This window comes from Micromonospora sp. NPDC007271 (assembly GCF_040634005.1).
GTDB lineage: Bacteria > Actinomycetota > Actinomycetes > Mycobacteriales > Micromonosporaceae > Micromonospora.
Genome location: NZ_JBEYER010000144.1, coordinates 1 through 13,074 on the forward strand (window position 1 = coordinate 1; position 13,074 = coordinate 13,074).

Annotated in this window: 12 protein-coding genes and 3 pseudogenes; 8 read left to right on the forward strand and 7 right to left on the reverse strand. The window is 69.1% G+C overall.

Translation table 11 applies throughout. From position 1 onward, the window contains the following. The coding region (locus tag ABZ570_RS31595) for an ImmA/IrrE family metallo-endopeptidase (protein WP_358071451.1) at nucleotides 1–752 on the forward strand (752 nt) is incomplete at its 5' end. A 41-nt stretch (nucleotides 753–793) separates the two neighbouring features. Beyond that, nucleotides 794–1,297 (forward strand): hypothetical protein, encoded by a 504-nt coding sequence (locus ABZ570_RS31600; RefSeq protein ID WP_358071453.1) that lies wholly within the window; start codon nucleotides 794–796, stop codon nucleotides 1,295–1,297. Nucleotides 1,298–1,623: 326 nt separating this feature from the next. Here the strand turns inward: ABZ570_RS31600 and ABZ570_RS31605 are convergent, their stop codons facing one another. Both ABZ570_RS31605 and ABZ570_RS31610 read right to left on the reverse strand, forming a co-directional pair. Continuing rightward, nucleotides 1,624–1,845: a hypothetical protein gene (locus ABZ570_RS31605; protein ID WP_358071455.1), complete on the reverse strand. Its 222-nt coding sequence runs from the start codon at nucleotides 1,843–1,845 to the stop codon at nucleotides 1,624–1,626. 838 nt (nucleotides 1,846–2,683) lie between these two features. Continuing rightward, nucleotides 2,684–3,166: a class I SAM-dependent methyltransferase gene (locus ABZ570_RS31610; RefSeq protein WP_358071457.1), complete on the reverse strand. Its 483-nt coding sequence runs from the start codon at nucleotides 3,164–3,166 to the stop codon at nucleotides 2,684–2,686. A gap of 134 nt (nucleotides 3,167–3,300) precedes the next feature. Between ABZ570_RS31610 and ABZ570_RS31615 the strand changes: the two are divergent. Together ABZ570_RS31615 and ABZ570_RS31620 are read left to right on the forward strand one after the other, a co-directional pair. Further along, nucleotides 3,301–3,429 (forward strand): annotated as a pseudogene (locus ABZ570_RS31615) (MerR family DNA-binding transcriptional regulator); the annotation flags it as partial. A 6-nt stretch (nucleotides 3,430–3,435) separates the two neighbouring features. After that, the gene (locus ABZ570_RS31620) at nucleotides 3,436–3,630 is read left to right on the forward strand and encodes a CopD family protein (protein ID WP_358071473.1); all 195 of its coding nucleotides are present in this window, start codon (nucleotides 3,436–3,438) and stop codon (nucleotides 3,628–3,630) included. Between the two features lie 269 nt (nucleotides 3,631–3,899). Here ABZ570_RS31620 and ABZ570_RS31625 read toward each other — a convergent pair whose 3' ends face one another. Beyond that, the gene (locus ABZ570_RS31625; protein WP_358071459.1) at nucleotides 3,900–5,321 is read right to left on the reverse strand and encodes an MFS transporter; all 1,422 of its coding nucleotides are present in this window, start codon (nucleotides 5,319–5,321) and stop codon (nucleotides 3,900–3,902) included. 124 nt (nucleotides 5,322–5,445) lie between these two features. Between ABZ570_RS31625 and ABZ570_RS31630 the strand changes: the two genes are divergently transcribed. Both ABZ570_RS31630 and ABZ570_RS31635 read left to right on the forward strand, forming a co-directional pair. Then, nucleotides 5,446–5,847 (forward strand): heavy-metal-associated domain-containing protein, encoded by a 402-nt coding sequence (locus ABZ570_RS31630; RefSeq protein ID WP_358071461.1) that lies wholly within the window; start codon nucleotides 5,446–5,448, stop codon nucleotides 5,845–5,847. A gap of 87 nt (nucleotides 5,848–5,934) precedes the next feature. Continuing rightward, nucleotides 5,935–6,228, forward strand: a complete 294-nt coding sequence (locus ABZ570_RS31635) for a glutaredoxin family protein (protein ID WP_358071463.1) — start codon at nucleotides 5,935–5,937, stop codon at nucleotides 6,226–6,228. 385 nt (nucleotides 6,229–6,613) lie between these two features. Here ABZ570_RS31635 and ABZ570_RS31640 read toward each other — a convergent pair whose 3' ends face one another. The 3 genes and pseudogenes from ABZ570_RS31640 to ABZ570_RS31650 all read right to left on the reverse strand — a co-directional run bounded on the left by ABZ570_RS31640 (nucleotide 6,614) and on the right by ABZ570_RS31650 (nucleotide 10,063). Next, on the reverse strand, nucleotides 6,614–7,303 hold the full coding sequence (locus tag ABZ570_RS31640; RefSeq protein ID WP_358071465.1) for a DUF305 domain-containing protein: 690 nt from the start codon (nucleotides 7,301–7,303) through the stop codon (nucleotides 6,614–6,616). Nucleotides 7,304–7,375: 72 nt separating this feature from the next. Beyond that, on the reverse strand, nucleotides 7,376–7,765 hold the full coding sequence (locus ABZ570_RS31645) for a DUF6153 family protein (protein ID WP_358071467.1): 390 nt from the start codon (nucleotides 7,763–7,765) through the stop codon (nucleotides 7,376–7,378). A gap of 193 nt (nucleotides 7,766–7,958) precedes the next feature. Continuing rightward, nucleotides 7,959–10,063 (reverse strand): annotated as a pseudogene (locus ABZ570_RS31650) (heavy metal translocating P-type ATPase). 210 nt (nucleotides 10,064–10,273) lie between these two features. Between ABZ570_RS31650 and ABZ570_RS31655 the strand changes: the two are divergent. Together ABZ570_RS31655 and tnpB are read left to right on the forward strand one after the other, a co-directional pair. Next, nucleotides 10,274–10,848: pseudogene (locus tag ABZ570_RS31655) on the forward strand (IS607 family transposase). Then, nucleotides 10,845–12,302 carry an IS607 family element RNA-guided endonuclease TnpB gene (tnpB, locus tag ABZ570_RS31660; protein WP_358071469.1) on the forward strand — a complete coding sequence of 486 codons (1,458 nt, stop codon included), beginning with the start codon at nucleotides 10,845–10,847 and terminating at the stop codon, nucleotides 12,300–12,302. Before ABZ570_RS31655 ends, tnpB begins: the two are co-directional and overlap by 4 nt. Nucleotides 12,303–12,770: 468 nt before the next feature. Here tnpB and ABZ570_RS31665 read toward each other — a convergent pair. Beyond that, nucleotides 12,771–13,074: cupin domain-containing protein (locus ABZ570_RS31665; RefSeq protein WP_358071471.1), on the reverse strand; the 304-nt coding region annotated here is incomplete at its 5' end.

The following is a 13,074-nucleotide window of genomic DNA, read 5'->3' on the forward strand; positions in this document are numbered from 1 at the left end:
GGGTATTGCGTACCCGTCCGCTGCTTCGCTACCCGCACCCGGTGGCATCCGAGGACGATGCGCGTCAGACAGCCCGGTGGTTGCGACAGCGGTTCGCGCTCGGTGATGAACCGATCGGCAGCATCATGGACGTCTGTGAGCGCGCAGGTCAGTGGGTTCTGGTCACCGACCTGCCAGGCGACGGCGCATCGCTCATCGAGGGCGACATCGCCGTTGCTGTCGTGAGCACTACGGGCGATCCTGGCCGCCGTCGGGCTACCGCTGCACATGAGTTGGGGCATCTCATCATTGGTGATGAGTATTCCGCCGACCTCGGCGTGAGTGCCTCGCGTGCAGAACGGGAGGCGGTGATTGATGCCTTCGCCGCGGAACTGCTGCTGCCCGTGCAAGCGATTGCCGCAGCCGGAGCCCGCGGGACGGTGAGCCGGGATCAGATCGTGAGCTATGCGGCTCGATACCGTACCTCTTGGTTACTGGCGTTGCGGCAGGCTGAGCAGGCAGGGACCATCGACGCAGAGACGCGTAGGGCCTGGAGCCAGGTTCGGCCGACCCACGTGGAGTTCATGGAGGCGTTGGGCTGGGCACCGCAGCCCGACCTTGCGTCGGTGCGGGTATCGCCCGCCTACGCAAAGGCCGTGATGGAAGCGTTGCGGAACAGGCGAATCACCCGGGCCAGGGCTCTGGAGTTGATGCATGGCCACATCGCCGAGGCGGATCTACCGCAGGAGGACGACCTGGAGATCGCGCCGTGAGCCGGTCGGCGCAAGCCGCCTCCGTCCTTGTACTCGACACGATGGTTCTCAGCCACTTCACTCTCGCTGACCGGCTAGACGTCTTGCAGGATCTGCTGCTCGATGCTGACTGTTGGACGACCCAGGTGGTTCGGGAGGAGTTGCGGGCGGGATCTGAGGATCATCGTGAACTGGCCGTCGCTTGCGAGGCGGACTGGCTGACCACTGCCCAGCTGGACACGCTCGATGAGGTGCGGTGCTTTACCAAATGGGCCGCGCGGCTCGGCTCGGGTGAGCGCGACCTCGGGGAAGCGTCCGTTCTCGCGGCCGCCGAACTGCGGGGAGGCGTGGCCATCACGGACGACAGGAACGCGACGCAGGTCGCCCGTGCCCACGACGCCCACGTCCACGGCACCATCTGGCTTCTCGCGGGGGCCTGCCGGGACGGCAAGCAAACCCTGACGGCTGCGGGGAACCTCATTGAGGCACTGAGAGCAACTGGTGCTCGTCTGCCCTGCTCCGGAGCAGAATTCCCGGACTTCGCCCGTAAGCACAACCTCCTGTAGTCGCTACTGAAACTTCCAGAACCGCCGCCGGCAGCTGCGCAGCCACTACATGAGATCACCCGTGGCTGGCTGACGTTCGTCGAGCAGCGCAAGAACACACCGTTCATCACGCTGGACACCGCCCGGTGGCACACCAACGAACCGACCATCAAGGTCACCCCCGATCCAGTCCTCATGCACGCCGGCAGGTCCACTGAGAGCTTGAAGCTGCACCTACAGAACGACTCGATCTCGACCCAGGGCGCTGAGATCATGCAGCAGACCCTCGACCAGTCGCACCCAGAGGCGCGGCACATCGTGGTGGACGACCAAAAAACCGGGGGAGCTCAGCTGGCACGCTCGCGGTAGCCGACGAGGGCGGCGAGGTTGGCCAGGGCGAGTTGGCCGATTAGTTCGCGCAGGGCCTCATCGCGTTGGTCGCGGCTGACCGCGGCGACGGTGACCGCCGGCTGGCCCGCCGCCGGGAATGCATCGGGCCGGACCAGGACGGCGTACAGGCGCAGCGGGCGGGTGCTGATCGGAAGCAGGATGCCTCGGTCGGCCCGCACCGGCTGGCGCAGGGCCTGCTTGAGCTGTCCGGTGAGTAGGGAACCGGCGGGTAGGCCGGGGCTGGCAGCGAGGACGTGATTGGCGGAGTCGAGGAGCTGGCAGTACTCCCCCGGTCCGGCCCTGACGGCCGTGGGCAGGGCGTGCCAATGCTAGCGACGTCGGTGAGCTGCGCGGACAGGACGTCCAAATCCTGGTCGAGGCGCAGGTCGAGGGCGTAGCGCACCCGCAGGTGCACGAACGCGCCCGCGCCGGCGAGCAGCACCGGCATCGCGGCGGCGAAGCCCGCGACTAGCCGGACGCGCAGCGGCAACCCGCCCCACCGCGGGGCCCACGAACGAGACCGGATGCCCATGCCAGCCGCCGTCGGGGCGGAGGCGATAGCCGACGCCGCGGAGGTTTCGATGGCGTGCCGACCGAACGGTTTGTCGATCTTGACCGCAGGGTGGCGACGTGCAGTCGATGACGTTGGAGCGGATGTCCGCTTCGCCGTCCGACACCTCGTCGAGGATCTGGTAGCGGCGGCGGACATCCTCGGCGAGCCCGGGGTAACCGCCGCGAGTATCAGCGCCTCGGCCGCTTGCGACCGCGGTGGCCCCAAGGTCAGCGACGTCGGACCCGGCCCCGACTGGACCTGCATGATCCACTTCGCCTACGATCGCGGGCCAGCAGAGGACGGCGAGTTCGAGGTACAGGTCAGAGCCGACGCCACCTACGTCGCCTATCCCACCCTAAGAGCGATGCGCCCGGTCACCTCAGACGCCCCTGGGCATCTCGATCGCCGTTCAACAGCACGCAGGCGGGCTCAGGTTGCGGTCGCGGCACAGACCGTCAAGTACGTCAGCTCGTGGCGGTCGACTTTGCCAAATACCTGCCGCATCGCCGCCATCGTCTCACCCCACCACGTTCCGGCCTGGCAAGGGCCCGCTGAACCCGCCGGGGTGAATGGGCGGAATGCCAGGCGATCAGGAGGGTACCGCCGGGGCGCATCACCCTCCGGGGGTCGACCAATGCCGCCTGCAGGTCAGGCCACATTGCGGCGGTGTTGACCGCGACGACATGATCAACGTGGCGGTCGGGAAACGGCAGCGCTCCCGCGGCGCCTAGCCGCAGGTCAGACCGCTCGGCGGCGCCGAGACGACGCAAACGGCGGTGGGCTTGCGCCACCATGACCCGGGAGGGGTCCACCCCGCATACCTGCGCGACCGGGTCGCGGGTCACAAGTAGCTGAAGCAACTGGCCGGGCCGAACCCGACTTCGCAGCTGCGGGCCCCGGTGCCGGCGGCAGCAGATCGAGTAACTCTCGGTGAGCGGAGTCGTCACGGCCCATCACCCAACCGGCCAGCCATCCAAGCGGCCCGGACGGGATTTTGAATGGATTGAGGGTAGCGCGAGGGATTGGATCGGCCATGATGTCCACCTTGTCGCCTCAACCTGGGTTGAGGTCAAATGGTCGCATGCTCACTGTCGGACAGGCCGCCGCCCGGCTGGGGCTTCGGGTATCTGCGGTGCACTTCTACGAACGGCGTGGCCTACTTCCCGTAGTACCGCGTGTGGGCGGGCAGCGCCGCTACAGCGACGAGCAGGGGCGCGTGCTCCTCATCAAGGTCGCCCTGGTAGCAGTTGTTGCGCTCTTCGGGCTCTACAACACCAAGCACGTAGTGCCCCGGCTGGACGACCGCGCGATGGACACGACTCACCAGTTGCGCCGTACGGTCCTGGTCGAGGCGTTGCTGATGTTGGCCGTCGTGCTGGCCACCGCGATCCTCGTCAACGCTGAAACGTAGGCTGCCACAGCGCCTGCGACCGCTCGAGTTGCGGACGGCGGGGAGCCTCCGACGCCGGCGGCCGGGGTGCGGATCGGCGGACCAAGGGCGGAGCCGCCAATGGGCTCGTCGAGCGGCAGTCCCCCCATCGGCGCCCGCTTCGCCGACGCCGAACAGTTCGACCCTCACAACGCGGCGTCTCGTGCCGGGCCGGGCACTTGCCGCATGCCGACGCCGGTGGATCAGCCACGTGTGGCTGGCCCACCAGCGTCAAACAAGCTCCGTTCGGGTCAGCCCACCCGCAGTGGCTCGGCGTCACTGGCCGGCTGGCGCTTTGCAGCGCGCAGGGTGAGACCGGCGGTGACGGCGCCCGCTGCGGCGATGAACCCGGCACCGACGAAGGCGGCGGAGTACCCGTCGGTGAGGGCAGGCAGGTCGCCGAGCCGGTCGGCACCGGCGGAGGAGGCGACCGCGGTCATGGCGGCCAGGCCGAGCGCCGAGCCGACCTGGTAGCTGGTGTTGACGATGCCGGAGGCGAGGCCGCCCTCCTCGGGTCGGGCGCTGGAGATGGCCGTGCCGAGTGACGGGATGAACGCCAGGGACATGCCCAGCGCAGCGACCAGGGAGGCGGGCAGGACGTCCACGGTGAAGCTGCCGTCGGGGCGGATCAGGGCGAGCCAGCCGAGTCCGACGGCGAGGATCGCGAGGCCGGTGACCACCATGGGTTTGGGCCCGAACCGGGCGATGGCCCGCGGGGCGAGGAGGATCATCCCGATCATGATGAGGATCGTCATCGGCAGCAGCGCGGCGCCGCTGGGGAAGGCGCTGTAACCAAGCACCTGCTGCAGGTAGAGGTTGAGGAAGAACCACATCGGGATCCACGCCGCCCCGAGCAGCAGTTGGGCGACGTTGGCGGCGGCGAGGTTCGGGGCCCGGAAGATCGACAGCCGCATCAGCGGCTCCCGGCGGACCGCCTGGATGGCGACGAACGCCACCAGGGCGACGACGGCCCCGGCGAGGACCAGCCAGGTCTGACCGGAGGCCCAGCCGACCTCGGGGGCGCGGACGATGCCGTAGACGGCGGCGCCGAGCCCGACGGTGACAGTGAGCGCGCCGAGGACGTCCAGCGATCCGCGGCGCATGCCGCCAGCGGGCATCAGCGCCGGGGTGGCCACCAGCGCCAGCACCGCGACCGGAATGTTGATGTAGAAGACCCAGGGCCAGCTGATGTATTCGGTGATGACGCCGCCGAGGAAGACACCGGCGGTGCCGCCGGCGGGCGCCGCGGCGCCGTAGAGGGCAAGCGCCCGGGTGAGTTCTTTGGGTTCGGTGCCGAAGAGCATCATCAGCAGGGTGAGCGCGGACGGGGCGATCAGCGCCGCGCCGGCTCCTTGTACGGCGCGGGCGGTGAGTTCGACGGCGACGCTGTCGGCCAGGCCGGCGATGGCGGAGCCGATGAGCAGGATGAGCCAGCCGGCGGCGAACATGCGTCGGGCGCCGAAGAGGTCGGACAGTCGGCCACCGAGCAGGAGCAGGCCGCCGAACGCGACGACGTAGGCGTTGAAGACCCAGGACAGGTTCTCGGGTGAGAACCCGAGGTCGGCCTGCATGCGTGGTAGTGCGACGCCGATGATCGAGGTGTCCATGATGACCATGAACTGGGCGAGGGCGATGAGTCCGAGGCCCCACCAGCGCTTCGATGTCGATGACATCGTGATCACTCCTTCTGCTACCCATAGGGGGTACCGGTAGCGCAGATTTTCTACCCCGTTCCCGTATTGATGGTCAAGTGACGCGGCCTACATCTGCTGAAGCATGCGAGGTTCTGCCGACACCTTGAGACGCATACCGTGGAGGGGTATCTTCGGGACGCCGGCTGACGGGTCGCTGGCCCGCCGCTACAACGGCTGCCTTGCGTACCGCCACGGCACCGTCCGCGACAACGAGGAGATCCACATGTGCGGCAACGAATCGAACTGCGGCTGCGGCAGCGTCACGATCGACAGCGCCCCTGCGGCCGACACGAACGCAGGAACCCGAAGCACCTACCAGGTGTCGGGCATGACCTGCGGCGGCTGCGCCAATAAGGTGACCGGACACGTCTCCGAGATCCCGGGCGTGACCGACGTCCAGGCCGACGTGGCCGCCGGCACCATCAGCGTTCTCAGCGAGAATCCGCTGGACACCGCTGCTGTCCGCGCCGCCCTGCAGCGAGCCGGCTACCAGCTCGCGGACTGACCTGCCGGCGCACCGCATCCCCACGGCGCCGTCTGACACCCTGGGGATGCGGGCCTTGCCAAACGCCCCAGCGACGAGGAGACCAACATGACCGCCGACGATCTTCCCCACCACGACGAACTCGTCGTGTACGGCACCGGCTGGTGCCCCGACGTCCGGCGCAGCCGTGCCCTGCTCGACCAGGCCGGCATCGCCTACACCTACGTCGACCTTGACGAGGACGAAACCGCGACTGAGCTCGTCCGGCACCTGCAGCGGGGGCAACGACGCATTCCCACCCTGCTATGGCCCAACGGCAGTTTCCTGGTCGAGCCCACCGATGACCAACTACGAGCGCACCTGGACACTGTCGACCGACAGCCGAGTGACCTCGCTGGCTGACGCACTACCTCAGCGCGAGCGGCAAGATTTCGGCCGTGCGCAGGAGGCGACTGAAGCCGTGCAGTCAAATCCCACTTCCCCGCCCGCCATGGATAGGGCCGACGGCGGGTGCGGCGCCTGCGAAGGCCGGGAGAGCACCCCGCACGGCCGCATTCACGTACCGCCACGGCGTCTGCCTGTAGTTCGACGAGCAGACGGACGGCGGATGGGGCTTCCCGAGCCAGCGGCAGCCAGGGGTGTTGCAGCGGCCCCTCGCCCGAGGGTGAGGGGCCGCTGCGCTGGTGCGGTCAGGCCGAGTAGCCGCGCGAGACGGACCAGTGGGCCAGATCGGACGCGGACATCCAGTAGGTGTCGTCCCCGACCGGCCCGGCCGGAGAGACGCCGCTTACCGGCGGTCGAGGATCTTCTGCAGGGTCTGCACCTCGGCGGCCTGGTCCGCGGCGATCTTGGCGGCGAGCGCCTTGGCCTCGGGGTTGCTGCCGTTGGCCTGTTCGGTCTTGGCCATCTCGATGGCGCCGTTGTGGTGGGCGATCATCATCTCGGCGAACTTCTTGTCGAACGCGGCGCCCTTGGCCGCGGTGAGGTCCGCCATCTCCTGCGCGGACATCATGCCGGGCATGTTCAAGTTCATGCCCGGCATGTCATGGCCGGGCGAGACCGACATCCCCGGCATGTTGTGCCCGGGCGCGGAACTCGTGCCGGGCATGCTGTGGTTGCTGGGGAGGTCGGTGGGCTTCCCCCACGCCGTGAGCCACCCCTTCATGGTGGTGATCTCGGGATCCTGCGCCGCCTTAATCTTGGCAGCGAGTTCCGTCAGCTCCGGGTCGCTCGCCCGGGTCGGGGCCAGGTCGGCCATCTCGACCGCCTGCTGGTGGTGCGGGATCATCATCTGGGCGAACATCACGTCCGCGTCGTTGAAGGTGGTGTTGGCCGCTGACGAGGCGCTCGTTGACGGGCTGCTGTTGCCGTGCTCCATGCCGGCCGTGTCGTCACCGCCGCTGCAGGCGGTGGTGACGAGCAGAGCGGACAGGGCGACGCCCGCGAGGGCGCTGCGGAGCAGGATGGTTCGCTTCATCGGGTACGTAGTCCTTGTCGTTAGGTCTGGGAAAGGGCCGTCGGATCCGGGCAGGCCGGATTCACGCGCTTCCTATGTCCGCAGGACCGACGCAGCGGTGAGACGTAGACCGATGGGGCGGGGCGGTGGAGCCCGACGCCGGCCCGTCGCCCATCGCTGGGCGTCGGCCGGCATGGCGAGGTTCCACCGGCGCTGCCGCAGCATCGTCAGCGAGATGAGGACCAGGGCGGCGCCCAGCACCGCCAGGCACACGGTGAACGCGTGAAGGTCGTCGCCGTAGCCGTGCGAGCTGTCGCGGCCCTGCTCCGGGGCCGATACATGGTCGATCTCGTGCGCGGCGGTCGCCATGTCGCCGGCGACGGAGCATCGGAGGTCGGGTGGGTGGCCGAAGGTGTGCATGCCGAACACGCCGAACGCCAATGCGACGAGCAGCACCACCCGCAGCAGCCTCTGCCTCCGCATGCTCGGTTCGTTCACCATCGAGCTTTTCATCCCATACCTAGACTAGTTGGTCCGAATGCTGCCGAGAGGGGTCAGGATCAACGCGCCTCGTCAGGGGTCAGGTTGGGGATGTCGAACCACGTGAACGCAACCGGGCTTGTCGGCGACATCGGCCCGGCCGGCTGCGGACCGGCCGGGCCGATGTCTCAGCTGCTCAGTCGCGTCCAGGAGTGAGGCGGACCCGTCGCAGCAGCTGCGCGTTGAGCGCCACCACGATGGTCGACGCGGACATCAACACAGCGCCGACGGCCGGGCTGAGCGCGATCCCGCCCAGGCCAGGGCACCGGCCGCGACCGGGATGGCCACGACGTTGTAGCCGGCCGCCCAGGCCAGGTTCTGCACCATCTTCCGGTAGGACGCCCGGGACAACCGGATCACACCGGTGACCCCGCGCGGGTCGGAGGAGGCCAGCACCACGCCGGCGGACTCGATCGCCACGTCCGTGCCGGCTCCGATCGCGATGCCGACATCGGCGCGGGCCAGGGCAGGCGCGTCGTTGACCCCGTCGCCGACCATGGCCACCGTCAGGCCCCGCGCCTGCAACCCGGCCACCGCGCGGTCCTTGTCCGCGGGAAGAACCTCGGCGAACACCTCGTCCACGCCGGGCCGGAAGCCCAGGTCGGCGGCGACCGCCTCGGCGACTGGCCGGGCGTCCCCGGTGATCATCACGATCTTCTTCACGCCCTGTTCCCGCAGCTCGGCGATCGCCTGCCGGGCTTCCGGCCGCACCTCGTCCTCGAGCGCGAACGCGCCGATCGGTTCGGGTCGGCCGTCGGCTGGTAGCCGCACCAGGTGCAGGACGGCGGCGCCCCGGGCCGACCAGCGGTCGCTGGCGGCCGTGAGGTCGGCGGGCACGGTCGCGTCGAGTTCCCGCAGCAGGGCGGGGCCGCCGACGGCGTACGAGGCGCCGTCGACGACGGCCTGGACACCCCGTCCGGTCAGGGACCGGAAGTCGCGGGCGTTGGCGGTCAGGCCGCGGTCCCGGGATGCGTTGACCAGGGCCCGGGCGAGTGGGTGTTCGCTGTCGGCCTCGACCGCGCCGGCGATCCGCAGCACCTCGTCCTCGGTGAGCCCGGCGGTCGCGGCGGTGGCGGTGACGGTGTGGGCGCCCTTGGTCAGGGTGCCGGTCTTGTCGAACAGCACCGCGTCCACGCCCCGCATGCGTTCCAGGGCCAGGCGGTCCTTGACCAGGATGCCGGCTCTGGCCGACACGGCGGTCGACAGCGCGATCACCAGCGGGATGGCCAGCCCGAGGGCGTGGGGGCATGCGATCACCAGGACGGTCACGGTGCGGACCACGGCCTCGTCGATGTCGCCGAGTGCCCACCATGCGCCAAAGGTGATCAGCGCGGCGGCGGTGGCGAGGTAGAACAGCCAGGCGGCGAACCGGTCGGCGAGCACCTGGGCACGGCCGGCGGATGCCTGCGCCTGGGCGACGAGCCGGCCGATGCCGGCCAGTGCGGTGTCCTCGCCGACGGCGTCGACGCGCACCCGTAGGGCGGAGTCGGTAGCCACGGTGCCGGCGACCACGCGGTCCCCGACGGCGCGCGGCACCGGCCGGGACTCCCCCGTGATCATCGACTCGTCCAGTTCTGCGGCGCCGTCGACGATGCGCCCGTCGGCTGGCACGCGGCCGCCAGAGCGCACCAGCAGTAGGTCGCCGACTCGCAGCTCGCTCACCGGTACCCGGTGTGGCTGCTCCGCCTCGTCGAGGCGTTCGGCTTCGTGGGGCAGCAACGCGGCGAGAGCTGCCAGGGCTCCCTGGGCCTGGCCGATCGCCTTCATCTCCTGCCAGTGGCCAAGCAGCATGATGGTCACCAGCGCCGCCAGTTCCCACCAGAAGTCGAGGCTGAACCCGCCGAGGCTGGTCGCCAGCGAGGCTGCGTAGGCGACGGTGATGGCCATCGAGATCAGCAGCATCATGCCGGGCGCACGGTCGCGGACCTCGCGGATACCTCCGACCAGGAACGGCCAGCCACCGTAGGCGAACACCAGGGATCCGAGGATGGGACCGACCCAGACCATGCCGGGGAAGTCGAGGGCGTAACCGAACCAGTCCATGACCATGTGGCTGGTCGCCACGATCGGCACGGTCAGCGCCAGGCTCAGCCAGAACTTCCGCCGGAACTGCTCCGGGTCGTGTCCAGCGTGCTTGTCGTGCCCGCCGCCGTGGCCGGCATGCGCCGCGTCGTGGTCATGGTGTTGGCCGTGTTCCCCGGAGTGCGGCGCCACCGGGTGCACCTGGTGGCGCTCGGCCATCCGAGGCTCGTGTGCCCCGTGCGAATGGTCATGTGCGTTGGCAACGGCGGCGTGGCCGGTGTGGTGACGTGTCATGGGGGTCCACCTCCACCCCGAAACATATACCCCCTAGGGGTATGCCGCAAGTGTGGATGGCGGGCGGGTGGGGTTGGCAACAGATCCTGGTTTTATGGGCAATCATGGTCGGATATGGTCGGGTATGGTGGCGGTGTGAAGCTCTCGGACTCGGCTCGCCGGCAGGGGGTGACCTATCAGACCGCTTGGCGGTGGGTGAAGGACGGCAAGATGCCCGTGCCTGTCCGTCAGGCGCCGTCTGGTACGTGGATCGTGGAAGAGGCGCCGTCGGCGGCCGGTCGGGTGGTCGCCTACTGCCGTGTCTCCTCTAGTGGCCAGAAGAGTGACCTGGACCGTCAGACTGTGCGGTTGTGGAGGGGGCGAACGCTCAGGGCCTCGCCGTGGCGGAGATCGTGACTGAGATCGGCTCTGGCCTGGACGGCAAGCGCCGTAAGCTGCATCGCCTCCTCGCCGACCCGACTGCGGCGGTGATCGTCGTCGAGCACAAGGATCGGCTGGCTCGGTTCGGTGTGGAGCACCTGCAGGCCGCGCTCGCGGCGTCCGGGCGTCGCCTGGTGGTCCTCGACCCGGAGGAATCCACGGACGACCTGGTCGAGGACATGGCCGGTGTGCTGAGGTCGATGTGTGCCCGGCTGTACGGGCAGCGGGTGGCGAAGAACCGCGCCGCTCGTGCTCTGGCCGTCGTGACCGGCGAGGAGCCGTCGGTGTGAAGAAGTTCGAGCCGCGGCCCGGTTTCGTGGTGCAGGCGTTCCGGTTCGCGTTGGATCCGAACGTCACGCAGGGGCAGCGGCTGCGGTCGCACTGTGGTGCGGCTCGCGCCGCATACAACTGGGCCGTCTCGTGGGTGATGGCGTCGTGGTGGCAGCGGAAGGCGGAGGCGTCGTACGGCATCGCCGAGGAGGAGTTGACGCCGTGGCGGCCGTGGTCGCTGCTGGCGTTGCGGAAGGTGTTCAACGAGGTCAAGAAGACCGACCCGCGTTTCGCCGGCTGGTGGCAGGAGAACTCCAAGGAGGCGTACGGCACGGGCCTGGCGAACGCGGCGGCGGCGTTCGACAACTACGCCATGTCCAAGCGCGGGCAGCGTGAGGGCAAGCGGGTGGGCATGCCCCGGCGCAAGTCCAAGCACAAGACGCGGCTTGCCTGCCGGTTCACCACCGGCGCCATCCGGGTGGAGCCGGACCGGCGGCACGTGACGCTGCCGCGGCTCGGGGCGATCCGCACCCACGAGTCGACCCGGAAGCTGCAACGCCGCATCGCCAACGGCACCGCCCGGATCCTGTCCGCCACGGTCAGGTTCGAGCGGGGCCGGTGGTTCGTCTCGTTCCAGGTCGAGATCCAGCGTGCCACCGACCGCGCTCCGACGCGCCCGGACGTGGCGGCGGGTGTGGACCTGGGCGTGACGTGTCTCGCGGTGATCGCCGACAGCCAGGGCACGGTGCGGTTCGTGCCGAACCCGGCGCACTACGACGGCGCGCTCAAGCACCTCAAACGGCTCTCTCGCCGGGTGACCCGCCGGCAGGGGCCGGACCGGCGCACCGGACGGCAGCCGTCCAGGCGGTGGGCGATCGCCAACGCCGAACGTAACCGTGTGCACCACCGGGTGGCGAATCTACGCGCTGACGGCCTGCACAAACTCACCACCGCCATCACCGCCGAGTACGCCACCGTCGTGGTCGAAGACCTCAACGTGGCCGGCATGCTCCGTAACCGCCGCCTGGCCCGCAAGATCGCCGACGCCGGCTTCGCAGAGATCCGCCGGCAGGTGGAGTACAAAACCGCATGGAACGGCGGTCGGCGGATAGTAGCCGACCGCTGGTATCCCTCCAGCAAGACCTGCTCGGCCTGCGGCGCCGTGAAAGCCAAGCTGCCGCTGCACGTCCGAGTGTTCACCTGCGATGCCTGCGACCTGGTTATCGACCGGGACGAGAACGCAGCCCGCAACCTCGCCGCCCTCGCGACGGCAGAAACAACGGGTACCGGAGTGGCCGGAGACCCGGGCGCGCAAACGCCGAAACCGCGTGGAGCCGACCAGAAGACCCGTATCACCACCCGCAGCCGCAAGGCCGCGGGTGGGCGGGCAGGTGGCGCAACCCTGCCGCACCAACGGCAGCAGGAAACGCGAGACCGTCATCAGGACACCGAAACGCAACTCGCGCTCCGGTGACACCGTTACGGACCTTTCCAGCCGAAAGGCAGGAATTGCTGACATCCGACTACGGAATCAGCAACGGCTTGCTGTGACTACAACCTGTAGGGGGTAGAACTTTTCGACCCCGGAACGGGGCCGATGGGCGCTGCCGCGAGGGCGCGGCCGAGAGCGTTGTCGCGGTGACGCGCGATAAAGGAGACCGGTGATGAGACCGGCCCATGTCCCGCTCTACGTGATCACGCAGGCGATCCCCACGTGGGCACGCTGGCTCTCTGCGTACCGGCACGGTCGGCAGGCTACGGACCACCCCTTCGGCAACAGCAGCCGGCGATGCCACCGAACCTGCTCGCCGAATACGTCCCCGTACATCCTCGCCGCCACCCGCCCTGTACCGGCTACGCCGGATCGGCTGACCACCGAGGGCCCCTGCACGGGCATCGGTGCCGGGCGGTCTGGTGCGCTCAGCGGACCACCCCGTACTGATTAGGCGGTGACGTGGGTGACGCGGATGAACCTGACAGGTTCGGTGCCGTCGTTGCGGTAGCCGTAGTCCCGGTCGGTGGCGAGCCGTGCTGATGCACCGGTGTCGAGAATCGTGTCGTCGTGGCCGTCGGCGATCAGGGTGAGGACGCCGCTGATGACCAGGAACAGCTCTTCGCTGCCGGGCGGGTCCGGCTCGGCCTGGTAGGAGTCTCCTGGGACGAGAGTCCAGTCCCACAAGGCTGCCGAGGAGCGCACTGTAGTCGCGGTGGACAGCACCGCGTGACTTCCGGCAGCTGAGGACCAG

Excerpts from the sequence above, each read along its gene's own strand:
- ABZ570_RS31600 (WP_358071453.1), top strand. The coding sequence starts at position 794 with ATGGTTCTCAGCCACTTCACTCTCGCTGACCGGCTAGACGTCTTGCAG.
- ABZ570_RS31625 (WP_358071459.1), bottom strand. The coding sequence starts at position 5,321 with ATGTCATCGACATCGAAGCGCTGGTGGGGCCTCGGACTCATCGCCCTC.
- ABZ570_RS31635 (WP_358071463.1), top strand. The coding sequence starts at position 5,935 with ATGACCGCCGACGATCTTCCCCACCACGACGAACTCGTCGTGTACGGC.
- ABZ570_RS31640 (WP_358071465.1), bottom strand. The coding sequence starts at position 7,303 with ATGAAGCGAACCATCCTGCTCCGCAGCGCCCTCGCGGGCGTCGCCCTG.
- ABZ570_RS31645 (WP_358071467.1), bottom strand. The coding sequence starts at position 7,765 with ATGCGGAGGCAGAGGCTGCTGCGGGTGGTGCTGCTCGTCGCATTGGCG.